Here is a 26,335-nt window from a genome sequence, read left to right as displayed (position 1 = left end):
GCGTTTTTTGTTTCCCATTGCACGGGTCCAGACCCGGCCTCAGGGAAGGCACATCACGCAGCCCCGCGGAGCCTTCGATGCTTTTCGAAACCCTCGATACCACCGGCCACGAGCAGGTGATTTTCTGTCACAACCGCGACGCCGGCCTCAAGGCGATCATCGCGTTGCACAGCACCCGCCTCGGGCCGGCACTGGGCGGTGTGCGCATGCGTCCGTACCCCACTAGCGAAGCGGCACTCGACGACGCACTGCGGCTCAGCCGCACCATGACCTACAAGAACGCACTGGCCGGACTGAATGTCGGCGGCGGCAAGGCGGTGATCATCGGCGACCCCAAGACCGACAAGAGCGAGGCGCTGTTCCGCGCGTTCGGCCGTTTTGTCGACACCCTGGGCGGGCGCTACATCACCTCCGAGGACGTGGGCACCGACGTCAACGACATGGAAAAGATCTACCTGGAGAGCGAGTACGTCACCGGCGTGCATCAGGTGCATCGCGGCTCCGGCGACCCGGCGCCATTCACCGCCTACGGCGCGCTGCAGGCGCTGATGGCCTCGCTCAATCGCAGGCTCGGCCATGAAGAAGTCGGCAAGTCCAGCATCGCGATCCAGGGCCTGGGCCATATCGGCATGGAGCTGGTCAAGCTGCTCAAGGAACGCGGCGCAAAACTCTACGTGACCGATCTGAACCCGGCGCTGGTGGACCGCGCAGTGGCCGAATATGGCGCCGAAGCCGTGCGTGTGGACGAGATCTACGAAGTGCCGGCCGATGTGTTCGCGCCGTGCGCGCTGGAAGGCGCGATCAACGAACAGACCCTGCCACGGCTCAAGGCCAAGATCATTTGCGGCACCGCCAACAACCAGCTCGCCAGCGCCGCCATCGGGCAAGAGTTGCACAAGCGCGGCATCCTGTACGCACCCGATTACGTGGTCAATGCCGGCGGCGTGATGAATGTGTCGCTGGAGATCGACGGCTACAACCGCGAACGCGCGATGCGGCTGATCCGCAGCATCTATCACAATCTGGAAAAGGTGTTCGATCTATCCACGCAGCTGGGCGTGCCGCCGCAGCAGGCGGCCGACCAGATCGCCGAAACGCGTATCGAGGCCATCAGCAAGCTCAAATTGCCGCTGGGCCGCACCGCACCGCGTTTTTTGCACAAGTTGCGCGGCGAGTGATCCGCACGCCCAGGCAGCAGGGCCTGGGCGTGCAGGACGCCGATCAGAAATCGGCGCTGTAACGCAGGCTCAGCGCGCGATCGTCGCCACGCTCGCCCACCCGCTGGTCGTAGCCGAAACGCAGCTGGCTCCGATTGCCGAACGGCGCCGAGGCCGCGATGCCGAACAGGCCACCCGAGCGCGCCGGCTGCATGCCGCGCAACGGCGCCCACGCATCCACACCGATGAAGCTGGCATCCAGCATCAAGCCGTCGCTGCTCAATGCCTGCTGCCATTCGGCATAACCGCCCAACTGGATGCCGCGCCAGCGATACGCCGAACGCACACCGGCCAGCACCTGGGTGCGTGAGGAGGTGCTGGCATCGGCACGCAAGCCGAAGCCGTCGCCGCCGCTTTCGCGAAAACCTTCGCTACGCAGCCGCACGTAATCCAGACCCATGTACGGCGTCAGCGATGCGCGTGCACCGCCCCAGCGATAGCCGGTTTCCAGGTTGCCGCTGAGGTAACTGCCGCTGTAGTCGCTGAAGGCGCTGCTGCGCTCTTCGCCGAACTGCAGGCTGCGCTCGATCTGCCGATCGACATTGCCGAAACCCAGCTGACCCAGCGTGTACGCCGAGCCCAGCGTGGTGCCCCAGTACAGCTGCCCTTGCACCTGACGATCGCGCCCACGTGCACCATCCAGATCGCCCAGGCTGTTGGAGCGCGTTTCGCCGAAGGCAAAACCCGCGACCGCGCCGGAGGCCAGGCGCAGATCATTGCCCATCATCCAGCCGGAGGTGGCGAATCCGGACGTGGTCACCCCACCCTCGCCCGGCCCACCGAGCGCACGTTGCCAGACGCCGAGCATGCGCGGCTGCTGCGACAAGCCATCGAAATGCGTGGCCAACGCACGCCGGCCCAGATCGATGGTGTCGAAGGTCATCGCTGCGGAAGCCGCATGCGCACGACCGGACAGACTTCGCAACGAATCGGCCGCCGCCTTGGCGGTTGGCGATTGCTGCAAGGCCGCTGCGGCGCGAATGAAGCCGTTGCTGATCGCGCCGCTGCCTTGCAGTTGTTGCGCATCCACCTGCTGGAATGCTTGCTCGACACGGATTGCCGAATCCATCGATGCAGTGCCGATGACACCCAGCGTTGCTGCAACGGCAGTGACATCCATGCGCCGCAACGTCAGGTACGCGTTATTGCTGTCGTAAGTCAGATTGGCATCGAGGAAGGTCACTGCCGGCCCGCTGCTGAGCGAATCGAACGTGCCTTCTAGCGCGTCAGTGGCTTGCAGCAAGGTATAGGTGTTGTTGTCGATCACGTAATCGCGCCGACCGAGGAGCTGCAGATCGCCCGCAATCGTCGCGATCCCCGCAACGTTTAAACGATCGCCGACGTTCAAGGCCAGACGGCCGTTGCTAGCCTGGGTGTAATTGCCGGTGATAGAAAGCGTTGCGCTGTTGACCTGCAGTGTGCCGGCGTTATTCACCATTTCACCGACCCTGCCGGCACCAATCAGCCTCGCGCCATTGGCGATGCCAACGCGCGCACTCTGCAGACTGGCCGTCTGCAAGGTGCCACCGAGCACCTGCGTGTCGCCATCGAACGTATTGGCTTGGCTACTCAATACCAAGGTGCCGGTCCCGCGCTTAGTCAGGCCACCTGTGCCACTGATATCGTTGGCCCAGGTGGAACGCAAGGCGTCGACGGTGACATCTACCGTGCCCCAATCGAAACGTGCCGGCCCCAGCACTGCCTTGCCGATATTGAGCAGGCCGTGGCCAAATACCGGATCGACGCCGGGCGTGCCCAGATCGGTGGCGGTTCCTAGCAAGGTCTGGCGCACCAGATCATTGTTGAAATACGGAAATGCCTCCCACACCAGCGCGGCCGCGCCAGACACCAGCGGCGCGGCAAACGAGGTGCCGCTGCCGTAGAAGTAACGGATGTTGCTGGCGGTAGCATCGGGGTCGAGGAACATCGACGTGCCCGGCGCAGCCAAGCAATAGTTCATCGCCCCACCGCACCAATTGGAATACGACGCCAGCTGCGTTGGATTGGCGGTGTCCAACGCAGCGACGACCAACCAGCCGCGCTCTAGATCGGCGGCCGGCAGCGTTCCATTCGGGCCCAACTGACTGGGCAGCGCCGCAGTATCGGAGGGTTCCGGTCTGGATTCATTCCCCGATGCAAACACCACCAGCCCATCGTTGCCGATGATGAAAGGCCGGTATTCCTGCGCAATCTGATTGGTCACCGCCGGGTCGTTCCAATACAGCCCGCCCCACGAATTATTCATGATGCGCACGCCTGCGCTGATCAGATCGGCATGCACCGGGCCCAGTCCAAGCGGGCCATCGACCTCGTTGCCTTCGCCGCTACCGTCATCGTCCGGCGCTTCATCGCTGATGATGCGTGCGGACACCAGGCCTGCGCCGCTGGCGATGCCGCCCGGCCACTGCCCCACTGCTCGCCCGGCCGCCAGTTGCGCCACAACGGTGCCATGGCCCACCACATCGCCCGCAGCGACATTGTTGGTGCGCGGATCGACGTAGATGAAGCTGTCGCTGACCCGGCCCTGCAAGGCCGGATGATTGGTATTGATGCCGGTATCGATCACGCCGATGCGATACCCCGCACCGGTGAACCCCAGCGCCTGCGCAGCGCGTGCATTGGTCAGCGTCAAATGCGCGTCGAATGCGGGTTCCGGTGTCGTCGGCGGTGCCACCACCGGCGGTGGCGGAGGCGGCGGTGAGGTTGGCGGCGGTGGTGGCGGTGGCGAGGTCGGTGGCGGTGCAGTCGGTGTGGTCGGACGAATGCCGCCACCACCTCCACCGCCGCCACACGCGGTCAACGCCACAGCCAACGCCGAGGCCAGGACGGTCCTGGCGACGTCTATCTTCTTCATCTGAGTTGTTCTCCCCGAACCCATTCCATGGATAGGGCCCGATCCGGACCCGAACGACGTCTTTATAACGCATCGTCACGCCACTGTCGCAGCTAGCTGCGTAGCGGCTGGCGCGAACGGAGCATGAGGCAGATAATCGTTTCACTTTAAACGGTATCTCTCTATGTCCGACATCGTCATCGTTGCTGCCAAACGCACTGCCATCGGCTCGTTCCTTGGCCAATTCAATGGCGTGCCGGCGCCCAAGCTCGCTGCCGCCGCGATCGAGGGTGCGCTGGCGCAATCAGGGATCGCACCAGCCGACATTTCAGAAGTCATCGTCGGCTGCGTGCTGCCGGCCAACCTCGGCCAGGCGCCTGCACGTCAGGCCGCGATTGCGGCAGGCATTCCCACCTCCACCGGCGCCACCACCATCAACAAGGTGTGCGGCTCGGGCATGAAGGCGATCATGTTCGGACACGATCTGATCAAGGCCGGCTCGGCCAGCATCGTGGTCGCCGGCGGCATGGAGTCGATGAGCAACGCGCCGCATCTGCTGCCCAACTCGCGCACCGGCAACCGCTACGGCAACTTCCAGGCAGTCGACCACATGGCCTGGGATGGTCTGACCAATCCTTACGACGGCCAGGCGATGGGCGTGTTCGGCGAAGCCACTGCGGAGAAGTTCGATTTCAGCCGCGCCGATCAGGATGCCTTCGCGATCGCCTCGGTCGAGCGTGCGCAGGCTGCGCAGCGCAGCGGCGCGTTCGTCGATGAAATCGTTCCGGTCACCGTGGCAACACGCAAGGGCGAGGTCGTCGTGGACAGCGACGAGCAGCCCGGCAAATCCGATGTGGCCAAGATTCCGACCCTGAAGCCGGCCTTCAAGAAGGACGGCACCGTCACCGCCGCCAGTTCGTCGAGCATTTCCGACGGGGCGGCAATCACCATCCTGATGCGCGCAGACGATGCGCAACGTCGTGGCATCGCGCCGTTGGCGCGCATCGTGGGGCATGTCACCCACTCGCAGGAACCTGAGTGGTTCACCACCGCGCCGGTGGCCGCGATCCAGACCCTGGTCGGCAAGATCGGCTGGCACCTGGACCAGGTGGATCTGTTCGAAATCAACGAAGCGTTCGCGGTAGTGCCCATGGTGCCGATCAAGGAACTGGGCATCGCGCATGACAAGGTCAACGTGCACGGCGGCGCCTGCGCACTCGGCCATCCGATCGGCGCATCCGGTGCGCGCTTGGTGGTGACATTGGTGAACGCGTTGCGCACGCGCGGCGGCAAGCGCGGAATCGCGACGCTGTGCATCGGCGGCGGCGAAGCGACTGCCATCGCTATCGAATTGATTTGATTGTTTTTAACGGCGATTTTGCAAAACTGAATGCGCGCACGCTTGACACTAGTCTTGTGGCCGTCATCATGTCGGGGGCGCGCAATAGCGCGTTGCCTAATCTAACGACGAGGATTGAAACAATGACCATTAACAAGCTGCTGATCGCAATGGCTCTGGGCCTGGCCCTGACCGCTTGCTCGAAGCCGGAACAGGCTCAGGACGCTGCTGCTTCGGCTAACGAAGCCGCTGCCGACGCTCAGACCGCTGCTGACCAGGCTGCTGCCTCGGGCTCGCAGTCGGCTGACGCCGCTCAGGCTGCTGCCAACACCGCTGCTGCTTCGGCTGACACCGCTGCTGACGCTGCCCAGGCTGCTTCCGGCGCCGCGACCGACGCTGCTGCTGATCAGGCTGCCGACGCTGCCAAGACGGCTGAAAACACCGCCGAAGCTGCTAAGGACACCGCCGAAGAAGCCAAGAAGTAATCACTTCTTAGCTCCAAGCGAGTTCGGAGAAAGCCGCTGGGTTCCAGCGGCTTTTTCTTTGCCTGCGATTTGTTCGGCGGATGGCACAGCGGCCGCATGCCCGCCCGGCGGCTGAATGGCCAGTGCGGCATTGACGCGCACTGCATTGGCTCTTGCATAAGCTCCGCCTTCCAACACCGGAACAGGAACAGGACCCACCCATGAAGACGATCCGCATGCTGTCGTTGAGCGCCATTGCCGCCCTTACGCTCGCCGCCTGCCAAGGCCCTGATGCAGAGCAGGCGCGCCGCGATGCCGCATCCGCCGCCAAGCACGCTGCTGCTGCCACCGAGCAGGCCGCCGATCGCGCTGCCGTGCAGGCCAAGGCTGCCACTGCCGACGCACGCGTGGCCGCTCGCGAACTGGCGGCCGATGCCAGCCGCGCAACCGCCAATGCCGCCGACGCCACCGCAGACAAGACCCGCGAGATGGCCAACAAGGCCGAGCAGAACGCCGACAAGCACGACGCAGAGCATCCGGGACACTAAGAGCGACCGTCACAACGACTGCGCTCACCGCTAGGCGGGCACGGTCGGTGCTCGGAAAGCGCCATGTATCACGTACACGCCGGCTCTTCTGCGCCGTTCGTACCACCAAGGACCGCTCGCCGCGCTTGTCAGCCACTCCGGAATACCGCGTGACCCCGTTGGCACTTTGCGCACGCGCCGGCTTTATCGAGCCGGCGCGTGCGTTTGTCGGCGGCAGAAAGCGCATGTTGTCGAGCACGGCAGGCTAGCATCGGCGCATGCCCTCTTCTTTTACCTCGCGCCGCAGCAATCAGCTTGCACTGGCTTTTTCTGCACTGATTTTCATCGCCATCGGCATCGGCATCTTCGTCGGTGCGCGCCGCTCGCTGGCCGATGCCGCGTGGGTGGCACATACGCATGAAGTCATCGGCCGGATCGACGAGATCCAGGCGCGCATGCTGGATGCCGAATCGGCGCAGCGCGGCTTTTTGCTCACCGGTAACGATGGATATTTGCTCGACTATCAGACCAGCGTCGAACGCCTGCCGATTCTGCTCGGCAACCTGCGAAGGCTGATTACCGACAACACCACCCAGGAACAGCATCTGGACCGCTTGCAGCAGTTGGTGGAGACGCGCCTGCAGCAGATCCAGCATACGCTCGACCTCTATACGCAAAGTGGCCTGGAACCGGCGCGCGCAAGCATTCGACAGAACGCTTTCCGCACCACCAGCGCGATCCGCGAGCAGTCGCTGAGCATGGTGCAGCGCGAACAGGAACTGTTGGTGCAGCGCGCCGACAGCAGCCGTCAAAGTGCGACCTTGCTGCTGGTGCTGGCGCTGGCCGGCATTCCATTCGGGCTGGTCGTCGTCGGCACCGTCTACGGGTTGTTGATGCGCGAACTGAGCAATCGCGCACAGGCCGAGCGGCTGGCAGCGCAGGCCAATCGCGAGCTGGGCGAGAGTGTCGACGCGTTGCAACGCAGTACCGCCGATCTCAATCTGCTCAGCCGTTATACCGGCCTGCTGCAGAGTTGCATCAGCGCCGAAGAGGCGTTGGTGGTGACCAGCCGCACACTGGCCAGCCTGCTGCCCGGCGTGGCCGGGAGCGTGTATCTGCTGCGCGCGTCGCAGGATCGCGCCGAAGCGATCAGCCACTGGGGCGAGCCGCTGCTGCAAAGCGCGCCGCATCTGCTGCCGGAAGAGTGCTGGGCGCTGCGCCGTGGTCAGCCGCACATCATCGAAGACCTGCACCGGGATGCGCTGTGTGCGCATATCGCCGTGCCCGACACCACCGCGCCGATCACTACCGCCTGCCTGCCGATGTCGGCGCAAGGCACCCAGCTCGGCTTTCTGTTTCTGTCCTCGCCCGGCCCTGGCCCGATGCCGCGCCTGGAAATTGCCGAGGCTGCCGCCGAGCAGTTGTCGTTGGCGCTGAGCAACCTGCGTCTGCGCGAATCGCTGCGGCGGCAATCCATTCGCGATGCGCTGACCGGGCTGTACAACCGCCGCTATCTGGAAGAATCGCTCAGCCACGAGCTGGCGCGCTGTGCACGCCGCGACCTGCCGCTGTCTGTGCTGATGCTGGATGTGGACCACTTCAAACAGTTCAACGACAGCCAGGGCCATGCCGGCGGCGATCTGCTGCTGGCAGCGGTGGGCGAGCTGCTGCTGACCCGCCTGCGCGCCGAAGATGTGGCCTGCCGCTACGGCGGCGAAGAATTCACCGTGATCCTGCCCGAGACCGATGGCGTCGAAGCCATGCGCGTGGCCGAGCAGATCCGTGGCTTTATCGCCGCATTGGCGGTCAGCGATGGGCAGCGCTCGTTGCCGCGCGTGACCGCCTCGATCGGCGTGGCCAGCTTCCCGGTCGATGGCGAATTGGGATCGAGCCTGATCCAGAAAGCCGATGCGGCGCTGTATATCGCCAAACACCGCGGACGTAACCGGGTCGAGCAGCACGGCGCCACGGCCCCACTGGATTGAGCACGCACGCCGTCGATGTTGGATTGCGCAATTCGTCACACAAAAGATCCATCGACGCGGCGATAGTCGGCCTTGACCCCCAAGCGAGGCAATCCGATGTCGATGTGGCGCGATCAAGGTCCCAACAAGAAAGACGGCGTTCCGGCCGCACCCGAAGTCCCCCCCGCCGCCGATGGGCGGTTGTTCACCGCCGAGGCCAGCCCCGCTCCGCCGGTGCCTGCCCCGCCCAGTGTTGCGCCGGTGACGCCGGCAGCGAGCACCGCGGCCCCGCAGCGCCAAAGTGATGCAAAAGAATCCCTGATCGCCGCCGACATCAGCATCGAAGGCAAGATCGAAGGCGCCGGTCACGTGCGTCTGGCCGGCCGCTTCAAGGGCGACGTCAACGTCAAGGGCGATCTCACCATCGAACGCGGCGCCAAGCTCAACGGCGGCGTGCGCGCCAACAAGGTGATCATCGCCGGCGAACTGGAGGGCAATATCGAATCGGCCGCGCAAGTGGAATTGCAGACCTCCGGCGTGCTGGTCGGCGACGTCAAGGCCGGTAGCCTCACCGTGGCGTCGGGCGCCCGCATGCGCGGCCAGGCCGATTTCGGCTGGGGCGAAGACACCGGCAAGCCGGTTGGCACGAACAAGGCAATCGTGAGCGGAGACAGCGACGCCACATGAGTGCACCCCGCCCGGGCACGCCCGGTGCCACGCGCAGTTGCCCGCATTGCAAGGCGACGATTCTGGAAAGCGCCAGCGTCTGCCCTGCATGCAAGCATCACCTGCGCTTCGACTCGGCAGCGGTGCAACATGCGCAGCCCGCCCCGATCGTGCCGCTCAAGGTCGAAGGCACCATCCGTCATCCTGCCGATGGCGATCCATGGGAATACACCGTGGTGGTATCGGTGCGTAACGGCAAGGGCGAAGAGATTCGCCGCCAGGTGGTGGATGTCGGCGCAATGCAGGGCGGCGAAGAGCGTGGATTTACGCTGGCCGTGGAAGCGACTGCGGTGCGCTCACCCGGGCGGCGTACCCGGCATTAGCGCTTAGGGCGGCAAGCGCCAGACGAACGACGTGCATGAGATCAGACGTGCCGGGGATCAGGATCGGAGCGGGATCAACGCGGACGATGCCGATCACTCCTCCGCGTCCACCCGAACCTCGCCGTGCAAGCACGTGTCGAGGCGCTACGCCGATGCATGCCATTCCCATTCTCAGGATCTGCACACCGGCTTGGCCAGAGTTGGCGCATGCGCAACGGCAACGACAAACCTGGCGATCTGGTGGTGCTTGGGCCCGAGGGTCTGTATTGCGCGCAGGGCGACTTCCATATCGATCCCTGGCGGCCGGTGCCGCGTGCGGTGATCACCCACGGGCATGGCGACCACGCGCGCAGCGGCATGGGCGAATACCACTGCACGCATGAGAGCCTGCCGATCCTGCAGTGGCGCCTCGGCGAGCAGGTCTATCACACGCATGCCGATGGTGAAGCGTTTCGCCTGGGACGCGCGCAGGTGTCGCTGCATCCGGCTGGCCACGTGCTCGGCTCGGCGCAGGTGCGCATCGAAGTCGATGGCGAGGTCTGGGTCGCCTCGGGCGATTACAAACGCCAGCACGACCCCACCTGCAAGCCGTTCGAAGTGGTGCCGTGCGACACCTTCATCACCGAAGCGACCTTCGGGCTGCCGGTGTATCGCTGGCCGGACACCTCCGATGTCGCGGCCGATATCGTCGCCTGGCGCCACGAATGCGCCGAGCGCGGCGAAGCGGCCATCCTCTATTGCTATGCATTGGGCAAGGCGCAACGGGTGTTGGCGGAGCTGCGCGCCTGGGACACGCAACCGGCGTTGTTGCATGGCGCGATCGCGGTGGGCGTGGAGGTGTATCGCCAGGCCGGCATCGCGATGCTGGACACCCAACCGGTCAGCGAACATGCGCGCGGCGCCGACTATGCCGGGCAATTGGTATTGGCGCCGCCCTCGGCGGCCGGCAGCGCCTGGATCCGTCGCTTCCGGCATGCACAACAGGGCTTTGCATCGGGCTGGATGCGCATTCGCGGCAATCGCCGTCGACGCAATTACGACCGCGGTTTTGTGGTGTCCGATCATGCCGATTGGCCGGACCTGTTGCGCACGATCGAAGAGACCGGCGCGCGGCGCGTGATCGCCACCCACGGCAACACCGATGCCTTGATCCAGCATCTGCTGGAACGCGGCGTGGCAGCCGAAGCCTTCCGCACCGATTTCGGAGCCGAGGAATGAACCCGCTGCCCGTATGCCGTTATGTTCGCGCACGTCCTCGCATTCGCCTGAGCGGTGCGCTTGCGTTTCGTCGGCACGCCCTGGCGTTTCGCATTCATCGCGCTACGCCTGCCGCCATTGTGGGACCACCGCAGCCGCAGCGTCGCACGCGCAGCTTGAGTGCGTTTACGCAACGCGCAATGAAACTGCGTGCCGCAGACAAATGCGCAACGACGCAGGCGCTGCCGTGAAGCGATTTGCCGCGTTGTACCGCACCCTGGATCGCAGTACCGGCACGCTCGACAAGCGTGCCGCGTTGGTGCGTTATTTTGGCAGCGCGCCGCCGCTTGATGCGGCGTGGGCGTTGTATTTACTGGCCGGCGGCAAGGTGGCCAGCACACGCATGCGCATCGCCAGCAGCGGCGAGTTGCGCGAATGGATCACCGAAACCGCCGGTATTGCCGATTGGTTGGTTGCAGATAGCTACGACCACGTCGGCGATCTGGCCGAAACGCTGGCCTTGCTGTTGGATGATCCGGACTCCGAAGCGGCGGATCTACCGCTTGCAGAATGGATCGAACAACGGCTGCTGCCGATCGCCAATCAAGACGTGGATGTGCGCAAGGCCTGCATCGTGCAGGCGTGGCGCAGCCTGGCCTTCGACGAGCGCCTGGTGTTCAACAAGCTGCTGACCGGCGCGCTGCGCGTCGGTGTGTCGCAACGACTGGTGCAACAGGCGTTGGCCGAGATGTCCGGGATAGAAATTGCACGTATTGCGCAGCGCATGCTCGGCAGCTGGCGGCCGCATCCGACCTATCTGGCCAACCTGCTGACCGCCGAAGAATTGCCCGGCGATCGGCAGCAGCCCTACCCGTTCTTTCTCGCCTCGCCACTGGAAGCCGAGGTCGACACGCTGGGCGCGGTCGATGCCTGGCTGCTGGAATGGAAGTGGGACGGCATTCGGCTGCAGCTGATTCGACGCGCTGGCGAAGCGGCGTTGTGGTCGCGCGGCGAAGAACGTCTGGATGGTCGTTTTCCGGAAATCGAACAGGCCGCGATGCAGTTGCCAGAGGGCACCGTCATCGATGGCGAGCTGTTGGCCTGGCAAGCGGAGCAGCCGTTGCCGATGCCGTTCACCGCTTTGCAGACGCGCATCCAGCGGCTCAAGCCCGGGCCAAAGACGTTGGCAGCAGCGCCAGCACGTGTGGTCGCCTACGATCTGCTTGAGCTGGATGGCGAGGATTTACGCGAACGTCCATTACAGGAGCGTCGCGCACTGCTGGAAGGCGTGCTGGCCACGCTCGCCGATCCACGCATCGTCGCCTCGCCATTGGTGCAGGTGAGCGATTGGCAGGCCGCCGCGCAGGTGCGCCTGGATGCACGCGAGCGCGGCGTGGAAGGGCTGATGCTCAAGCGCGCCAATTCGATGTATCAATCCGGTCGCCGACGCGGCGACTGGTGGAAGTGGAAGATCGACCCGCTCACCATCGATGCGGTACTGCTGTATGCGCAAGCCGGTCATGGCCGGCGCAGCACGCTGTACACCGACTACACCTTCGGGCTGTGGCACGAGGGCCAGCTGGTGCCGATCGCCAAGGCGTATTCGGGTTTGGACGACAAGGAAATTCTGCAACTGGATCGCTGGATCCGCGCCAACACCACCGAGCGCTTCGGCCCGGTGCGCGCGGTCACCGCGCATCATGTGTTCGAGCTGGGGTTCGAAGCGGTCAATCGCAGCGCGCGGCACAAGTCCGGCATTGCGGTGCGTTTTCCGCGGATTTTGCGCTGGCGCCAGGACAAACCGATGGCCGAGGCAGATCACCTGAGCAGCCTGCAGGCGCTGGCACGGTGAGCGACGCGCAGCAGACACGCGGCACGCCGTTGCAGCAATGGCGTGCCTGGTTCGCGCATCGCGGCTGGGCGCCGTTACCGTTTCAACGCGATGTGTGGAAGCGCTATCTCGATGGCGAATCCGGCTTGCTGCATACGCCAACCGGCAGCGGCAAGACGCTGGCGGCCTTCGGCGGGCCGCTGCTGGAAGCGTTGGCTGCACGCGGGCGCCGCACGCCGATCAAATCTGTCACGACGACTGCGCCCCGTCAGCAGCAACGCACACTGCAAGTACTGTGGATCACCCCGTTGCGCGCACTCGCCGCAGATACCGCACGCGCTCTACGCGAGCCGGTGGAGGCGTTGGGGCTGAATTGGCAGGTGGGCTTGCGTACCGGCGATGCCAGCGCGCGCGACAAGCGGCTGGCGCGCAGCGGCAAGCTCGATGTACTGGTCACCACGCCGGAATCGTTGGCGTTGTTGCTGTCGTACCCGGATACCGCGCCGCAGTTGTCGGCGCTACGCTGCGTGATCGTCGACGAATGGCATGAGCTGCTAGGCAACAAGCGCGGCGTGCTGCTGCAACTGTGCTTGGCGCGTTTGCGCGGCTGGGCACCCGCACTGCGCCTCTGGGGCCTGTCGGCGACGCTGGGCAACTTATCCCAAGCACGCGATGTGCTGTTGCCGCATCGCCAGGATGCTGCGCTGGTCTCGGGCGTCAAACCACGCGCGATGACGTTGGAGACGCTGTTGCCCGAGAGTGGCGAACGCTTTCCCTGGGCCGGGCATCTCGGCCTGGCGCAGCTGGCGCGCGTGCTGCAGAAGATCATGCAGCAGCGCACCAGCCTGGTGTTTACCAACACGCGCGCGCAAGCCGAGTTGTGGCATCAGGCCTTGAGCGCGGTGTGGCCGGACGATCCGGCCACGCTCGCGTTGCATCACGGCTCGCTGGACCCGTCCTTACGCGCAGCGGCCGAACTCGGCCTGCGCGACGGCAGCCTGCGCTGCGTGGTGGCAACCTCCAGCCTGGATCTGGGCGTGGATTTTCCGGCGGTGGATCAGGTGCTGCAGGTCGGCAGCCCGAAAGGCATTGCACGCTTGCTGCAGCGTGCGGGCCGCGCGCGTCATCGCCCGGGCGAATCCGGACACGTGGTATGCGTGCCCTCGCATGCGCTGGAACTGGTGGAATACGCCGCTGCGCGCCGCGCGATCATGCATGGCCATATCGAAGCGCGCCCACCGCCACGCCTGTCGCTGGATGTATTGGCGCAGCACTGCGTCACGCTCGCACTCGGCGGCGGTTTCCACGCCGATGCAGTGTTTGAAGAAGTGCGCGGCACCGATGCATTTGCGGCGCTGGATAAAGCCACCTGGCAAGCGGTGCTCGACTTCATCGTGCAAGGCGGCAGCGCGCTGGCGCATTACCCGGATTTCCATAAAGTCGTGAGCGACGAAGAGGGCGTGTATCGCGTCATCGATCGGCGCGTCGCGCTACGGCATCGCTTGTCCATCGGCACCATCACCAGCGATGGCAGCGTGCGCGTGCAGTTCCTGCGCGGCGGCCGCCTGGGTGCAGTGGAAGAACAATTCGTCGGCCGTCTGCGCCGTGGCGATCGTTTTCAATTCGCCGGCCGTTTGCTGGAGCTGGTGCGGCTGGAAGACATGACCGCTTATGTGCGCGTGGCCAAGGGCGGCAGTGGCGTGGTGCCGAAATGGATGGGCGGGCGCATGCCGTTGTCGTCGGCCTTGGGGCGCGAGGTCGAGGCGGTGTTTTCCGATCCCGGCGATGCGCCGGAAATGCAGGCGCTTGCGCCGCTACTGCGCCTGCAGTCATCGCTGTCCTCGTTGCCCGGCCCGGACCATCTGCTGGTGGAAAGCATCAAGGCGCGCGATGGACGGCATGTCTTCGTGTATCCGTTCGCCGGGCGTCAGGTCAATGAAGGGCTGGCTGCATTGCTTGCCGCACGCTGGGGTCGGCGGCAGCGCAACACCTTCAGTTTTGCCGCCAACGATTATGGCTTTGTGCTGTCGCCCGCGCAGGATGTTGAACTCGATGCGAACGTGCTGCAGAGCTTGCTGTCGCCAGCCGGGTTGCTCGACGATCTGCGCGACAGCCTCAATCTGGGCGAGTTGGCACGCCGGCAATTCCGCGAGATCGCACGCGTTGCCGGGTTGCTGTCGCCATCGCTGCCCGGCCGCGCGCCACGTAGCCTGCGCCAGGTGCAGGCGTCCAGCGGTTTGCTCTACGACGTCTTGCAGCGCTTTGATCCCGACCATCTACTGCTCGCTCAGGCCGAACGCGAAGTGTTCGAAGGCCAGCTCGAACTGGCGCGGCTTGCGCATGCACTGGAAGATTGCGCCCGCCGCGAACTACGTTTGTGCAAACCGCGCAGTCTGACTCCCTTGTCATTCCCGCTATGGGCCGAACGCGTGCGCGGCCAACTGAGTACCGAAGACTGGAAGGCCCGCGTGCTGCGCGCTGCCGAACAACTGGAGCGTAAACATGGGCGATAGCGTGCAACTGCAGCTGGCCGGGGAAACAATGGAATTGCTCGGCGAGCGTGCGCTGTACCGGCCGGCGCAACGCGCCTTGTTGATCGCCGACCTGCATCTGGGCAAGGCCGATGTGTTCCGCCGCGCCGGCATCGGGATGCCGGCCGGCGGCACTGCGCACGATCTGGATCGGCTGGATGCGTTGCTGGAACAACGCGCCGTGGAGGCGTTGTGGATCCTCGGCGATCTGCTGCACGGGCCTGCCCCGCGCGCGGCCTGGCATCGCCGCTGGAGCGCATGGCGCGAGCGTCATTGCGCGTTGCGCGTGATCGCCATCCGCGGCAACCACGACCGCGCCCTGGCCGGTGCGGATCTGCATATCGAAGCGGCCGGCGAGCAGGTCGAAGACGGCCCGTTCGTGCTGCGCCACGATCCCTTGCCGCATCCGACCGGGCACGTGCTGTGCGGGCATCTGCATCCGCTGGCCGCACTGCCCGGCATGTCGCGCCGCTGGCCGGCGTTCTGGTTGCGCGAGCGCGTCACCATCCTGCCGGCGTTCTCGCATTTTACCGCCGGCATCGTGCCAACGCTGATCGAAGGCGAGCGCCTGGTCGCCTGTGTGGAAGGCGATGCGGTGGCGTTGCCGGTACGCTAGCGACACAACAGTGCGGCTGCGATCACACCAGCACGCATCAGATAGATCACGCGTGTGGCCCGCAACAACCCACACGCGCTACATCACGGTTTTAACGCCATCGTCCTCAGCACGTGTTTGCAGCTGCGGTTGCGGCACTGGTTGCGACAACGCCTCCACAAACTCCGGCGCCAACGCCAGCTTGCCGAACCAACCCTGCTGGGTACCGCTGAGCACGCGCAGCATATGTCCGCGCCCGCCAGGCACGCGGCCCATCGGGCGCATCAGCAGGTCGCGTCCGTGCGCCCATAGGTCGCGCTCGGACTGGAACAGCGGCGTCAACCAACGGCTCCAGCGGTGGTAGATCGCCACATGCGCCTGGCGTTCGCGCTGATAGTGCTGCAAGGCCGCATCCAGATCGGTGCCAACCCGCAACGCATCGCGCATCGCCAACGCGTCCAGCAGCGCCATGTTGACGCCCTGTCCCAGCTGCGGGCTCATCGCATGCGCCGCATCGCCGGCCAGCACGAAACGGCCGCGATGCCAGCGCGTCACCACCGCGTCGCGGTAACTGGCACGCGCCAGTGTGCCATGCACTTGCACGGTTTCCAGGCAGGCGTGTGCATCCGGCCACATCTGCGCCACTTCATCGCGCCATGCCGTGATGCCACGCTGCTCCCACGCAGCAAAATCGCTGCACGGCAGGCTCCAGAAAAAACTCAGTCGCGGCGTGTCGTCGCCGGGCCGCGTGCCCACCGGCAGCAGACCGATCATCTTGCGTGCGCCGATATACCGCTGTCGCAGCTCATCGACGAACGGCCAATCATCGCGTGGCAACAAGCACCACAGCGCGCCCCACGGATAGACCCGATCCAGCCGCGTGCCCTGCGCCTGCGCGCGTAGCGTGGAGGCCGAGCCATCGGCGGCGACGATCAGATCGTACGGACCATGCCAGTGCCCGCGCTGATCCTGCACACGCACGCCGTCGTGATCGATCGCGGTGATCTGCGTATCCACATGCAGTTGCGCCTGCTCCGGCCAGGCGTCACGCAACAGCGCGAACAAGGCGCCGCGCTGCATGCCCAAGCCCATCAGCCGCGGATCCAGATCGCGATACTGCATGTCCATCACCGCGCGTCCGCATGGCGTTTCACCATACAGCCGCCGCACCGGCGCGCCATGCGCAAGCGCCTGCGGCAGCAATCCCATCTTCCACAACACCTGCAGGCCGCTGGGCTGCAGCAGAAATCCTGCGCCCACCGGCCCGGGCGCGGCGGCGCGCTCGAACACATCCAGTCGATGCCCATCGGCGCCCAGCAGCACGGCCAGTGCCTGCCCCGCCGTGCCATAGCCCACTACCGCAATCCGTAATGCTCGTTGCATCGTCCCTGCTCTTTCTGCTCTTCACCGATCCCGCATCGACCGGTGCAAAAAAAAAACCGCCGTGGCGGGGTTCTTCAACCGCACAGTCGAGTCAGGTTACTCGACCGGCGTGATGTTCGAAGCCTGGGCACCCTTGGGGCCCTGGGTCACGTCATAACTGACGCGCTGGCCTTCCTGCAGGCTGCGAAAGCCCTTGGAGTTGATCGCGGAGAAGTGCGCGAAGACATCGGCGCTGCCGTCCTCCGGTGAGATGAAGCCAAATCCCTTGGCGTCGTTGAACCACTTGACGGTACCGTTCGGCATGGTGATGCGAGACCTTTGCAATAATTAATGGGTGGTGTACGGCGATGCGTACGCGCCGAGTATGCAAAGCTTATGCCCCGATGACAATCACCCGCGTGCAAGTTCGCCAATCAGCTCCGGCAATCCGGAAGAGGCCGCATCGACGTTGCTCAGCACCTCGGCCATGGTGATTTCCTGCGCGTCGCCGCAACCGGCCGCCCAGTTCGCAACGATCGCCAAACACGCATATTCCAGGCCTTTTTCGCGTGCAAGCCCCGCTTCGGGCATGCCGGTCATGCCGACCAGATCGCAGCCGTCGCGACGCATGCGGGCGATCTCTGCAATCGTTTCCAGCCGTGGTCCCTGTGTGGTTCCATAACATCCATCGGCAACCAGCGTGACACCCGTCACCTTGGCCGCGGCAATGACCTTGCTGCGAAACATCGGCGAATACGGATGACCGAAATCCACGTGCTGCACCTCGCTTCCCGGCTCTTCGCAGAAGGTGGACACGCGGCCCCAGGTGTAATCGATCAACTGATCCGGGCACGCCAGCACGCGCGGGCCGAACCGCTCGGTGATGCCGCCCACGGTGTTGAGTGCCAGCACGCGCGAAGCGCCGATTTGCTGCAGCGCAGCGATGTTTGCGCGGTAATTCACCTTGTGCGGCGGCAGCGAATGGCCCTCGCCATGCCGCGCCAGAAACGCCACGCGGTGACCCAGCAACATGCCGACGCGAATCGGCCCGGAGGGTGCGCCGTACGGTGTTTCGATCTGGTGCGTCTGCACCTCGTCCAGCTGCGCGAGCTTGTAGACACCAGTGCCGCCGATGACGGCCAATGCGATGGAATTGGGGGACACAACCGACCTCTGCTACGAAGACATGACGGTGCGCGCACGCGGGCGCGCCGGGCTGCCCGCAGCGATGCGGGCACACTGCGGGAATTACTGCTTCATCGCATAGATGGCGGGAATGCCGCGCAGCTGCTCGTTGACGTCCATGCCGAAGCCGAACACGTAGCGGTCGGCCACTTCCACGCCCACATAATCGGCAGCGACGCCGGGCACGCAGCGGTCATGACGCTTGACGGTCAACACCGCCACACGCACGTCGGTAGCGCCCTGCTCCAGGCACCACTGGCGCACGCCCTGCAGCGTGTAACCCTCATCGAGAATATCGTCGACCAGAATCACCCGGCGGCCGAACAGCGCCGTGGCCGGGCGGTGCTTCCAGACCAGCTCGCCGCCGGTGAGTTCGCCGCGATAGCGGGTGGCATGCAGGTAATCGAACTGCAGGTCCTGGCCGCGTGCGCCCAGCTCCAGCGCCAGCTGGCCGGAGAACGGCAACGCGCCATGCATGATGGTCAGGTATACCGGCACTTCGCCGGCATAGTCGCGCGCGATCGCATCGGCAATGGTGCCGACGGCGGCGTCGATGGCGGGGCGGTCGACCAGCAGATCGGCTTGGGCCAGGGCCTGGGAAATGGTGAGCGTGGACATCAGGCAAGTGTTCCGAAAGGGGCGGAAGGAGAAGTGGTGAATGAGGCGTCGGAGCCGGCGAGCAGGCCATCCCAGCCCAGTGCGCCGCGGCCGATCAGGCCGATCAATGCTGCGGTGTTGAGGCTGCGGCCTTGCACGGCCTGCAGCGATTCATCGACCAGTTCCGGGTGGCAGACCAGCACCACGTCGCAGCCGGCATCCAGATGCGCATGCACCCGGCCCGCCACGCCGCCAGCGCTGAACGAGGCGGCCATGCCGATGTCGTCGGAGAACACCACGCCGCGGAAGCCCAGTTGCCCGCGTAGGATCTGCTCGATCCAGCGCTGCGAATAGCCGGCCGGTTCCGGGGCGACCTGCGGGTAGACCACGTGCGCCATCATCACCGCGTCGGCACCGGCCTCGATCCCGGCCACGAACGGCACCAGGTCTTCGGCCTGCAGGACCTCCAGCGGTCGCGGGTCGCTGGCATGGTCGACATGGGTGTCTTCCAGCACCGTGCCGTGGCCGGGGAAATGCTTGAGCGTGGCCGCCATGCCGGCGCCGTGCAGCGCTTGCACATAGGCACGAGTGAAGCTGGCCACGATCTGCGGGTCGTCGCTGAAGGCGCGATCGCCGATGGCGCGGTTGCCACGACCCAGATCCACCACCGGCGCAAAGCTCAGGTCCACGCCGCTGGCGCGTACTTCGCTGGCCATCAGCTGCGCATGCGCGCGCGCGGCGGCAAGGGCGGCCTCGGGGTCCTGCGCATACTGCGCGCCGAAGCTCTGCAGCGGCGCAAGGGCGCTGTAACCCTCGCGAAACCGCTGCACGCGCCCGCCTTCCTGGTCGACGCAGATCAGCACCGGGCGCGGTGCCGCAGCGCGGATGGAGGCGGACAGCTCGGCCACTTGCGTGCGCGAGGCGAAGTTGCGCGTGAACAGCACAACGCCGGCGACCGCGTCGTGCTGCAGCCAGTCGCGCTCCTGTGCACTGAGTTCGGTACCGGCAACGCCGATCAGAAGCATGTTGGGGGACTCCCGGGCCAGGCGCCACGTTGGCGCAGCGCGGCATTGTCGCAGATGCGCGTTGCAGCGTCAGATCGCGCATTCAGGCAGGTGCCGGACCGGTACGTCCACGCGCCTGGTTACCCAGGCGATGTTCTGCACTCACCGACGTCGGCTTGCTGGTTTCGCCCAAGGCGCGCAGCCGCCCTGCCCCTGCGGACTGAGCCGTGTCCAGGCCGCTCCGGACGTCATTAAAGCCGCCCTGATCCAGCGCACGTCACAGCACGTCAGAGCACCTCAAGATTCGCCCGCCAATACGCTGCCTGCGCCTGCACCTGGGCCAGCACCTCCGGCGCCATGTCGTCGAGCTGCCGGTACGGCATCGCCAGCCGCTCGTTGGCGTGCAGCAGCGTGCGCTGCCGCGCCAGGAAATCCCAGTACAGCGCGTTGTACGGGCAGGCCTGCGCACCAATCCGCGCCTTGCGCTGGTACTTGCAGCCGCCGCAGTAATCGCTCATGCGGTCGATATAGGCCGCGCCGCTGATATACGGCTTGCTGCCGAGCAGGCCGCCGTCGGCAAACTGGCTCATGCCGACCGTATTGGGCAACTCCACCCACTCGAAGGCGTCGATGTAGACGCCCAGGTACCAGCGATGCAGCGCCTGCGGCTCCAGCCCTGCCAGCAGCGCGAAATTGCCGATCACCATCAGCCGCTGGATATGGTGCGCATGCGCGTTGGCCAGCGAATTGCCGATGGCATCGGCCAGGCAGCGCATGCCGATCTGCCCGTCCCAGAACCAGTGCGGTAGTGGCGCATGCTGCGCCAGCTGATTGGACTGGGCATAGCCCGGCATCTGCGACCAGTACACCCCGCGCACGTATTCGCGCCAACCCAGGATTTGGCGGATGAAACCTTCCACCGATGCCAGCGGCGCATGTCCTTCATGCAAGGCCGCCTCCGCGCGCGCGATCACCTCGCGCGGATGCAGCAGCTTGACGTTGAGCGCGAACGACAGCAGCGAATGGAACAAGCGCGGGCTGCGCGTGCTCATCGCATCTTCGTAGCGGCCGAAGTCCGGCAACGCATGCGCAATGAACGCATCCAGATGTTGCAGCGCTTCGTCACGATCCAGCGGCCACGGCAGCGCGTCGGCATTCGGCGCACCGAAGCTGCGCACGCCAGCCGCTTCGATGCAGCTCCACAACGCGCGATGATCGTGCGCTACGCGCCAGTCCTGCGGCGCCGGCGGGTCGCCCGGCCACGGCGCGCGGTTGTCGTGATCGAAATTCCAGCGCCCACCTTCCGGCTCGCCGGCTGCATCGAGCAGGATCCGATGGCGACGGCGCATCTTTCGATAGAACACTTCCATGCACCATTGGCTGCCGGCGCGAAAACACGTGGCGACCTCATCGCGTTCGGTCAGAAAATGCTCGCTATCGACCATGCGTGTGGTGAAGGACTGGCGTGCGCACCATTGCTGCAATACTTCATCCAGCCGCCATTCGTCCGGCGCCTGATAGTCCAGATGGGCAGCGTGGTAATGCGCCATCAACGCGCCCAGATTCGCAGGAATCGACTGCCGATTGCTGGGGTTGTCGATGGCCACGTAACGCACACGATGACCGGCCTGCCGCAAGCGCGCAGCGAACGCGCGCATCGCCGCGAAGATCGCCAAAATCTTCTGCGCGTGATGCAGCACGTAGTCGGTTTCTTCGCGCACCTCCATCAGCACGTAGACCACGCCCGCATCGGTCGCATCGAACCAGCTGTGCTGCGAATTGAGCTGATCACCCAGAATCAGGCGCAGCGTGTGTGCGGATGCCCGTGGGTTGAGGTCGGCTGCGCGTGCCACAGCATTAATCGCGATCGCTGCGCACGGCATCGCTGGCGCGCACACGCTCCGCCAGTGCCGCGCCGCTTTGCCAGGCACCTTCCACCTTGCCGCCGGCCAACCAGTCGCCACACAGGCCGATGCGCAATTGCGCGTCCCAGGCACAGCCGATCTGCAAGGGCGGATCGGTGCTGGCCACTGTCCAGCGAGACGCAGCGCAGGACTGCGGCAATGGCAACCCAAGCGCGGCCAGTGTTGGCAACACACTGGCAATCACCGCCTCGGGCGTAGCGTCGAAATGCGCCTGGCTCCAATCGGCATTTGCGTGCAGCAACCAGGTTTCGCTGCCGGTTCGTCCAGGCTTGCTGGCGTTGCGCGCCACCCAGCGCAACGGGCCGGCGTTGACGAACAAGGCGTCGTAACCAGGGTCGAGCGGCGTGTCGAAATGCAGCACCAGCGCCCAGGCCGGCTGCATGTTTGCGCCAGCGGCAATCGTCGCGAGCGTGGGCGCGCTATTGGCCAGTAATGCGGCTGCTACCGGCGCCGGCACCGCCAGCACTACAGTGTCGAAGGCGTGTTTTGTCTCGTCTCCCGACACAGCCAGCCGCCATGTGTCGCCGTTGCGCTGCAGAGAGTGCACGGCGCTGCTCAATCGAACCTCCAGGCCCGCAGCGAGCGCGCGCGCCGGTGCGTCCATGTCCGGCACACCGACAAAACGCGCCACAACGCTCTGCGAGGGACGAAATTCGATGCCATCCCAGCTCGCGACGCGCGCAGGCCAGGCCGCCGCGACGCCGGCCGCAATCCACTCGTCCACCACGGCTGCAAACGCCCGATCGCGTGCGGTGAAATACTGCGCGCCGTGGTCGCACTGCCAGCCATCGCCTGCGCAACTGCGCATGCGCCCGCCGGGTGCACCGCCCTGCTCGAACAGCGTTACCGTCCATCCCGCCGCCTGCAGCCGTTGCGCACAGGCAAGCCCAGCCAATCCGGAGCCGATCACCGCAACCGTCTTCGGGCGGGCGGGCTGTGTCATCTCGTCAGCTGTTGGGAGTTGCAAGATGCCGCCGGCAGTTCACACCGCACAGCCGTCCGGCCCGCAGGCATCGGGACCACCGATCGGCGCCGATTCGGCCGCCAGCTGCAACAGTGCTTGCGCAAAACTCTCCGGCGGCTGCGCGCCCTGGATCAGGCTGCGTCCATCGATCACGAAACTGGGCACCGCACGGATTCCCAGCGCAGTGGCCTGCGCCAATTGCGCCTCCACCGCAACGATGCCTTCGTCGGAGTCCAACAGTGCGCGCACGCGTGCTTCGTCGAGACCGCCAGCGGCGCCAGCACGCACCAGCGTTTCGGTCGCGCCCAGGTTGCGGCCTTCGGCAAAATGCGCATGAAACAGCGCTTCGATCACGGCCTCGACATCGCCCTCATGGCTGGCCAGCCAGATCAGCCGATGCGCGCGCAATGTACTGACCTGCACCTGCCCACGCCCGAAATCGAACGGCAAACCTTCGGCGCGTGCAGTGGCCTGCGTCTGCGCCAGCATCTGATCCACGCGCGCAGCACCGCCGAACTTTTGCGCCAGCGCAGCACGCAACGGCGTCGGTTCCAGACCGGCGTCGGGGTCCAGTTGAAACGCGTGGTAATGGATGTCCAGCGCAGGTGCCTGCGCACCAAGCGAGGCCACCGCCTGCTCGAAACGGCGCTTGCCGATCCAGCACCAGGGACAGACCACGTCAGACCAGATATCGATGCGCATGGGCGGGGATTGGAGAGTCGTCATTGGGGATTGGCAGAGCATAAGCCCAATTCCAAGGCAGGGATTGGGAAGTCGCAACGCATCAGCCCAGGCCGACGCATGACCCTAGCTTTTACGAATCCCGACTACCCAATCCCGAATCCCGGTTCTCCAGCCACTGCGTGAACGGATGCGAGGCCAGCGCCAGGTTGTAATAGCGCACATCGTCGGTGACTTCCGCACCGATCCACGCAGGCCTGGCAAACGCCTCGTCGGCGCTATCGAGTTCGATCTCGGCCACCACCAGCCCGGCGTTGTCGCCGAGAAACTCATCCACTTCCCACACATGGCCCTGGTACTCGACCAGATAACGGCGCTTGTCGATCAAACCGCCGACACACAGCGCCAGCAGCGCACGCGCATCGGCCACCGGAATCGGGTAGTCGAACTCCTGCCGCGTATGCCCCACCTGCCGCGATTTCAAATTGAGAAATGCGCTCTCGCCCTGGATGCGCACACGCACCGACGCGTTCTGCGCGCCACTGCGCATCGCTGCCTGGTCGTTGATATAGCCCTGCGCCATCGGGATCACCGCATGCGCGGCGCTACGCCAACCGTCGCCGGTCACGAGAAATTTGCGTTCGATTTCAATGGGCATGGGATTTGGGGGGATTAGAGATTCGGAATTGGGGATTGGGGATTGGTCACAGCGGCTAACTGGCGGGCGTCGGGAATGCGCTCCTGCGAATCCCCAATGCCCAATCCCCAATCACCGCCGCTCAAACACCGCGATGCTTTCCACGTGCGCCGTATGCGGAAACATGTCCATCGCGCCGGCGGCCTTGAGCGTGAAGCCCTGCTCGTTGACCAGGTAGCCGGCGTCGCGTGCCAGCGAGCCGGGGTGGCAGCTCACATAGACGATGTGCTCGAACTTTTTCAACGGCAGCTGCTGCAGCACTTCCAACGCGCCCGAACGTGGCGGGTCCAGCAGCAGCTTGTCGAAGCCCTGCCGCATCCACGCGGTGTGGCGCTGATCCTGGGTCAGGTCGGCCGCATAGAACTGCGCGTTGTCCAGACCATTGCGCTGGGCATTCTCGCGCGCACGCGCCACCAGCCCGGCATCGCCTTCCACGCCGACCACTTCGCGCACGCCGCGCGCCAGCGGCAGGGTGAAATTGCCCAGACCGCAGAACAGATCCAGCACGCGGTCGTCGGGCTTGGCATCGAGCAATGCCAGTGCATGCGCAATCATTTTCTGGTTGAGCGAGGCGTTGACCTGGATGAAGTCCAGCGGCCGGAACGCCAGCTCCACGTTCCACTGCGGCAGACGGAACGACAGCGGCACCTGTTGCGGCCACAGCGGATGCACGCTCTCCACGCCGCCCGGCTGCAGGAAGATCGCAAACGCGTGGGCCTGCGCAAATTCCGTCAGCGCCTGCAGATCGCGCTCGCTGAGCGGCTGCATGTGGCGGATGGTCAGCACCACCGCCTCGTCGCCGGCAATGAATTCGATCTGCGGGATGTCGCGCTTGCCATCCAGGCCTTCGACCAGCGCGGCCAGCTGCGGAATCCTCTCGCCGATCTGCGGGATCACCGTGTAGCAGACCGACAGATCGGCCACGAAGCGCGGATCGGTTTCGCGGAAACCGACCAGCGTCTTGTCCTTCTTCTCCACCCGCCGCACCGAGAAGCGCCCCTTGCGGCGGTAGCCCCAGTTGTCGCCCACCAACGCCGGCAGGATCGCCTGCGGGGTGACGTGGCCGATGCGCTCCAGGTTATCCATCAGCACGCGCTGTTTGGCCACGATCTGCTGCGACTCGTCCAGGTGCTGCAGCACGCAGCCGGCACAGACGCCGAAGTGCGGGCAGCGCGGGGTCACCCGTTGCGGCGATGCCTCCAGCACCTCCACCGTCTTGGCTTCATCGAAATGCCGGCTACGCGCGGTGGGTTCGGCACGCACCACCTCACCGGGCAAAGCACCGCTGATGAAGGTGACCTTGCCGCCTTCGCCCTCGCGGCGCGCAACACCGCGGCCGTCGTGACTGAGGTCGATGATGGAGGTCTGGAACGGGGTACGGTCGAAACGGTTTCGGGTTCTGGCCACGTGGCGACGAGCTGCGGGCAAAAGGGTGCGTATTGTCGCAGATGCGATCGATGGAGGCCGCTTGAAGCAATGGGACAATTGTCGCGCGCCGCAAACACAGGCAAACTCCGGCTGCACGCGGCGGTCACGACGCGGCATCGCTGACAAGGAGGCAGCATGAATATGGCGACACGTCAGGAACCCCACCCACGACTCTTGCTGGTGGAAGACGACCCGATCAGCCGCGGGTTTCTCCAGGCCGTCCTGGAAGACCTCCCCGCCCGGGTGGATTGCGCCGATTCGCTGTCTTCGGCGCTCGACCGCGCCCGCGAACATCGTCACGACCTTTGGTTGATCGACGTCAATCTTCCCGATGGCACCGGTAGCGAGCTGCTGCGCGCACTGCGCCTGTTGCATCCCGACGTCCCCGCACTCGCCCACACCGCCGACGGCACCATGACCATGCAACGCAGCCTGCAGTCCGATGGGTTTCTGGAAATGCTGGTCAAGCCGCTGAGCTCCGAACGTCTGCTGCAGGCGGTGCGTCGCGGACTGGCGCGCGGCCGTTACAGCGTGGCGCCGGTCGGCGTGGTCGACATCGCCGCCAGCGATTGGGACGAAGCGGCCGCACTCAGCGCGCTCAACGGCCAGCAGCACCATCTGAACGCGCTGCGCGAATTGTTCCTGGCCGAGTTGCCGGGCACGCGCGACGCGGTGGATTCGGCCCTGCAGATCAGCGATGAGCCGGCACTGCGCAACCATCTGCACCGGCTGCAGGCCAGTTGCGGCTTTGTCGGCGCAGCGCGACTTGCCGGCGCGGTCCGTTTACTGCGCGGGGACCCGCAATCGAGCACGGCGCGGACGCAGTTTCATGCGGCGGTGGCGGCGTTGTTGCACTGAACTGAGCGCCTGTCGCTGCGCGACGCGGCGCTCAGGCTCGGACTCGGCATTGAGAGAATGCGTATACGGAGCTCGGTTGAATGACGC

At 65.3% G+C, this 26,335-nt stretch carries 24 protein-coding genes and 1 other RNA gene; 14 read left to right on the top strand and 11 right to left on the bottom strand.

The window, feature by feature from the left end; genetic code table 11:
- The first annotated feature begins 77 nt into the window (after nt 1-77).
- On the top strand, nt 78-1,178 hold the full coding sequence (locus tag NYR97_RS15950) for a Glu/Leu/Phe/Val dehydrogenase dimerization domain-containing protein (protein ID WP_023903276.1): 1,101 nt from the start codon (nt 78-80) through the stop codon (nt 1,176-1,178).
- Nucleotides 1,179-1,221: 43 nt separating this feature from the next.
- Here the strand turns inward: NYR97_RS15950 and NYR97_RS15945 are convergent, their stop codons facing one another.
- On the bottom strand, nt 1,222-4,071 hold the full coding sequence (locus NYR97_RS15945; RefSeq protein ID WP_316694532.1) for a S8 family serine peptidase: 2,850 nt from the start codon (nt 4,069-4,071) through the stop codon (nt 1,222-1,224).
- A 163-nt stretch (nt 4,072-4,234) separates the two neighbouring features.
- Here NYR97_RS15945 and NYR97_RS15940 point away from each other — a divergent pair, with 163 nt between their 5' ends.
- From NYR97_RS15940 to pdeM, 12 genes are all read left to right on the top strand, one after another.
- Nucleotides 4,235-5,410 carry a thiolase family protein gene (locus tag NYR97_RS15940; protein ID WP_210762008.1) on the top strand — a complete coding sequence of 392 codons (1,176 nt, stop codon included), beginning with the start codon at nt 4,235-4,237 and terminating at the stop codon, nt 5,408-5,410.
- A 122-nt stretch (nt 5,411-5,532) separates the two neighbouring features.
- Complete coding sequence (locus tag NYR97_RS15935; RefSeq protein ID WP_039528386.1) at nt 5,533-5,874, top strand: hypothetical protein; 342 nt, start codon at nt 5,533-5,535, stop codon at nt 5,872-5,874.
- 200 nt (nt 5,875-6,074) lie between these two features.
- Nucleotides 6,075-6,401 (top strand): XAC1346 family secretion chaperone, encoded by a 327-nt coding sequence (locus tag NYR97_RS15930; RefSeq protein WP_316694529.1) that lies wholly within the window; start codon nt 6,075-6,077, stop codon nt 6,399-6,401.
- Between the two features lie 63 nt (nt 6,402-6,464).
- Nucleotides 6,465-6,535, top strand: a non-coding RNA gene (locus NYR97_RS15925) — sX9 sRNA.
- 123 nt (nt 6,536-6,658) lie between these two features.
- Entirely contained in the window at nt 6,659-8,365 is a 1,707-nt protein-coding gene (locus NYR97_RS15920) for a diguanylate cyclase (protein WP_316694527.1), read from the top strand.
- Nucleotides 8,366-8,461: 96 nt separating this feature from the next.
- Nucleotides 8,462-9,031: a bactofilin family protein gene (locus NYR97_RS15915; RefSeq protein ID WP_316694525.1), complete on the top strand. Its 570-nt coding sequence runs from the start codon at nt 8,462-8,464 to the stop codon at nt 9,029-9,031.
- Nucleotides 9,028-9,393 carry a hypothetical protein gene (locus tag NYR97_RS15910; protein ID WP_055820037.1) on the top strand — a complete coding sequence of 122 codons (366 nt, stop codon included), beginning with the start codon at nt 9,028-9,030 and terminating at the stop codon, nt 9,391-9,393. The genes NYR97_RS15915 and NYR97_RS15910 overlap by 4 nt, the downstream gene beginning before the upstream one ends.
- A 207-nt stretch (nt 9,394-9,600) precedes the next feature.
- On the top strand, nt 9,601-10,611 hold the full coding sequence (locus NYR97_RS15905; RefSeq protein WP_316694522.1) for a ligase-associated DNA damage response exonuclease: 1,011 nt from the start codon (nt 9,601-9,603) through the stop codon (nt 10,609-10,611).
- Nucleotides 10,608-10,841, top strand: a complete 234-nt coding sequence (locus tag NYR97_RS15900; RefSeq protein ID WP_316694520.1) for a hypothetical protein — start codon at nt 10,608-10,610, stop codon at nt 10,839-10,841. The genes NYR97_RS15905 and NYR97_RS15900 overlap by 4 nt, the downstream gene beginning before the upstream one ends.
- The gene (locus NYR97_RS15895; RefSeq protein ID WP_316694518.1) at nt 10,838-12,442 is read left to right on the top strand and encodes an ATP-dependent DNA ligase; all 1,605 of its coding nucleotides are present in this window, start codon (nt 10,838-10,840) and stop codon (nt 12,440-12,442) included. The genes NYR97_RS15900 and NYR97_RS15895 overlap by 4 nt, the downstream gene beginning before the upstream one ends.
- Nucleotides 12,439-14,934: a ligase-associated DNA damage response DEXH box helicase gene (locus NYR97_RS15890; RefSeq protein WP_316694517.1), complete on the top strand. Its 2,496-nt coding sequence runs from the start codon at nt 12,439-12,441 to the stop codon at nt 14,932-14,934. The genes NYR97_RS15895 and NYR97_RS15890 overlap by 4 nt, the downstream gene beginning before the upstream one ends.
- Complete coding sequence (pdeM, locus tag NYR97_RS15885) at nt 14,924-15,568, top strand: ligase-associated DNA damage response endonuclease PdeM (RefSeq protein WP_316694515.1); 645 nt, start codon at nt 14,924-14,926, stop codon at nt 15,566-15,568. Before NYR97_RS15890 ends, pdeM begins: the two co-directional genes overlap by 11 nt.
- 78 nt (nt 15,569-15,646) lie before the next feature.
- Here pdeM and NYR97_RS15880 read toward each other — a convergent pair whose 3' ends face one another.
- The 10 genes from NYR97_RS15880 to rlmD all read right to left on the bottom strand — a co-directional run bounded on the left by NYR97_RS15880 (nt 15,647) and on the right by rlmD (nt 25,369).
- Entirely contained in the window at nt 15,647-16,930 is a 1,284-nt protein-coding gene (locus tag NYR97_RS15880) for an FAD-dependent oxidoreductase (RefSeq protein ID WP_316694513.1), read from the bottom strand.
- 96 nt (nt 16,931-17,026) lie between these two features.
- The gene (gene cspE, locus NYR97_RS15875; RefSeq protein WP_003488188.1) at nt 17,027-17,233 is read right to left on the bottom strand and encodes a transcription antiterminator/RNA stability regulator CspE; all 207 of its coding nucleotides are present in this window, start codon (nt 17,231-17,233) and stop codon (nt 17,027-17,029) included.
- A gap of 87 nt (nt 17,234-17,320) precedes the next feature.
- Nucleotides 17,321-18,073 (bottom strand): S-methyl-5'-thioinosine phosphorylase, encoded by a 753-nt coding sequence (locus tag NYR97_RS15870; RefSeq protein WP_055820018.1) that lies wholly within the window; start codon nt 18,071-18,073, stop codon nt 17,321-17,323.
- An 84-nt stretch (nt 18,074-18,157) separates the two neighbouring features.
- The gene (locus tag NYR97_RS15865) at nt 18,158-18,712 is read right to left on the bottom strand and encodes a hypoxanthine-guanine phosphoribosyltransferase (RefSeq protein WP_229009201.1); all 555 of its coding nucleotides are present in this window, start codon (nt 18,710-18,712) and stop codon (nt 18,158-18,160) included.
- A complete protein-coding gene (gene nagZ, locus NYR97_RS15860; protein ID WP_316694506.1) occupies nt 18,712-19,716 on the bottom strand; it encodes a beta-N-acetylhexosaminidase in 1,005 nt (334 codons plus the stop codon). Before nagZ ends, NYR97_RS15865 begins: the two co-directional genes overlap by 1 nt.
- Nucleotides 19,717-19,982: 266 nt before the next feature.
- Nucleotides 19,983-21,578 carry a cryptochrome/photolyase family protein gene (locus NYR97_RS15855; protein WP_316694504.1) on the bottom strand — a complete coding sequence of 532 codons (1,596 nt, stop codon included), beginning with the start codon at nt 21,576-21,578 and terminating at the stop codon, nt 19,983-19,985.
- The gene (locus NYR97_RS15850) at nt 21,553-22,563 is read right to left on the bottom strand and encodes an NAD(P)/FAD-dependent oxidoreductase (protein WP_316694502.1); all 1,011 of its coding nucleotides are present in this window, start codon (nt 22,561-22,563) and stop codon (nt 21,553-21,555) included. The genes NYR97_RS15855 and NYR97_RS15850 overlap by 26 nt, the downstream gene beginning before the upstream one ends.
- 39 nt (nt 22,564-22,602) lie before the next feature.
- Nucleotides 22,603-23,286 (bottom strand): DsbA family oxidoreductase, encoded by a 684-nt coding sequence (locus NYR97_RS15845; protein ID WP_316694500.1) that lies wholly within the window; start codon nt 23,284-23,286, stop codon nt 22,603-22,605.
- Between the two features lie 112 nt (nt 23,287-23,398).
- The gene (locus tag NYR97_RS15840; protein WP_316694498.1) at nt 23,399-23,923 is read right to left on the bottom strand and encodes a CYTH domain-containing protein; all 525 of its coding nucleotides are present in this window, start codon (nt 23,921-23,923) and stop codon (nt 23,399-23,401) included.
- A gap of 111 nt (nt 23,924-24,034) precedes the next feature.
- The gene (rlmD, locus tag NYR97_RS15835) at nt 24,035-25,369 is read right to left on the bottom strand and encodes a 23S rRNA (uracil(1939)-C(5))-methyltransferase RlmD (protein WP_316694496.1); all 1,335 of its coding nucleotides are present in this window, start codon (nt 25,367-25,369) and stop codon (nt 24,035-24,037) included.
- A gap of 156 nt (nt 25,370-25,525) precedes the next feature.
- On the opposite strand from rlmD, the gene NYR97_RS15830 reads away from it, so the two are divergent.
- Entirely contained in the window at nt 25,526-26,248 is a 723-nt protein-coding gene (locus tag NYR97_RS15830) for a response regulator (protein ID WP_205392025.1), read from the top strand.
- Nucleotides 26,249-26,335: the final 87 nt, after the last annotated feature.

This window comes from Xanthomonas hydrangeae (assembly GCF_032697525.1).
GTDB classification, from domain to species: Bacteria; Pseudomonadota; Gammaproteobacteria; order Xanthomonadales; family Xanthomonadaceae; genus Xanthomonas; species Xanthomonas hydrangeae.
This window is presented reverse-complemented; position numbering and strand designations above follow the sequence as displayed.

Excerpts from the sequence above, each read along its gene's own strand:
- NYR97_RS15865 (WP_229009201.1), bottom strand. The coding sequence starts at position 18,712 with ATGTCCACGCTCACCATTTCCCAGGCCCTGGCCCAAGCCGATCTGCTG.
- NYR97_RS15850 (WP_316694502.1), bottom strand. The coding sequence starts at position 22,563 with ATGACACAGCCCGCCCGCCCGAAGACGGTTGCGGTGATCGGCTCCGGA.
- NYR97_RS15840 (WP_316694498.1), bottom strand. The coding sequence starts at position 23,923 with ATGCCCATTGAAATCGAACGCAAATTTCTCGTGACCGGCGACGGTTGG.
- NYR97_RS15880 (WP_316694513.1), bottom strand. The coding sequence starts at position 16,930 with ATGCAACGAGCATTACGGATTGCGGTAGTGGGCTATGGCACGGCGGGG.
- NYR97_RS15910 (WP_055820037.1), top strand. The coding sequence starts at position 9,028 with ATGAGTGCACCCCGCCCGGGCACGCCCGGTGCCACGCGCAGTTGCCCG.
- NYR97_RS15920 (WP_316694527.1), top strand. The coding sequence starts at position 6,659 with ATGCCCTCTTCTTTTACCTCGCGCCGCAGCAATCAGCTTGCACTGGCT.
- NYR97_RS15855 (WP_316694504.1), bottom strand. The coding sequence starts at position 21,578 with ATGCCGTGCGCAGCGATCGCGATTAATGCTGTGGCACGCGCAGCCGAC.
- NYR97_RS15940 (WP_210762008.1), top strand. The coding sequence starts at position 4,235 with ATGTCCGACATCGTCATCGTTGCTGCCAAACGCACTGCCATCGGCTCG.
- NYR97_RS15935 (WP_039528386.1), top strand. The coding sequence starts at position 5,533 with ATGACCATTAACAAGCTGCTGATCGCAATGGCTCTGGGCCTGGCCCTG.
- NYR97_RS15845 (WP_316694500.1), bottom strand. The coding sequence starts at position 23,286 with ATGCGCATCGATATCTGGTCTGACGTGGTCTGTCCCTGGTGCTGGATC.
- NYR97_RS15830 (WP_205392025.1), top strand. The coding sequence starts at position 25,526 with ATGAATATGGCGACACGTCAGGAACCCCACCCACGACTCTTGCTGGTG.
- NYR97_RS15945 (WP_316694532.1), bottom strand. The coding sequence starts at position 4,071 with ATGAAGAAGATAGACGTCGCCAGGACCGTCCTGGCCTCGGCGTTGGCT.
- NYR97_RS15915 (WP_316694525.1), top strand. The coding sequence starts at position 8,462 with ATGTCGATGTGGCGCGATCAAGGTCCCAACAAGAAAGACGGCGTTCCG.
- pdeM (WP_316694515.1), top strand. The coding sequence starts at position 14,924 with ATGGGCGATAGCGTGCAACTGCAGCTGGCCGGGGAAACAATGGAATTG.
- NYR97_RS15900 (WP_316694520.1), top strand. The coding sequence starts at position 10,608 with ATGAACCCGCTGCCCGTATGCCGTTATGTTCGCGCACGTCCTCGCATT.
- nagZ (WP_316694506.1), bottom strand. The coding sequence starts at position 19,716 with ATGCTTCTGATCGGCGTTGCCGGTACCGAACTCAGTGCACAGGAGCGC.
- NYR97_RS15950 (WP_023903276.1), top strand. The coding sequence starts at position 78 with ATGCTTTTCGAAACCCTCGATACCACCGGCCACGAGCAGGTGATTTTC.
- cspE (WP_003488188.1), bottom strand. The coding sequence starts at position 17,233 with ATGCCGAACGGTACCGTCAAGTGGTTCAACGACGCCAAGGGATTTGGC.
- NYR97_RS15905 (WP_316694522.1), top strand. The coding sequence starts at position 9,601 with ATGCGCAACGGCAACGACAAACCTGGCGATCTGGTGGTGCTTGGGCCC.
- NYR97_RS15930 (WP_316694529.1), top strand. The coding sequence starts at position 6,075 with ATGAAGACGATCCGCATGCTGTCGTTGAGCGCCATTGCCGCCCTTACG.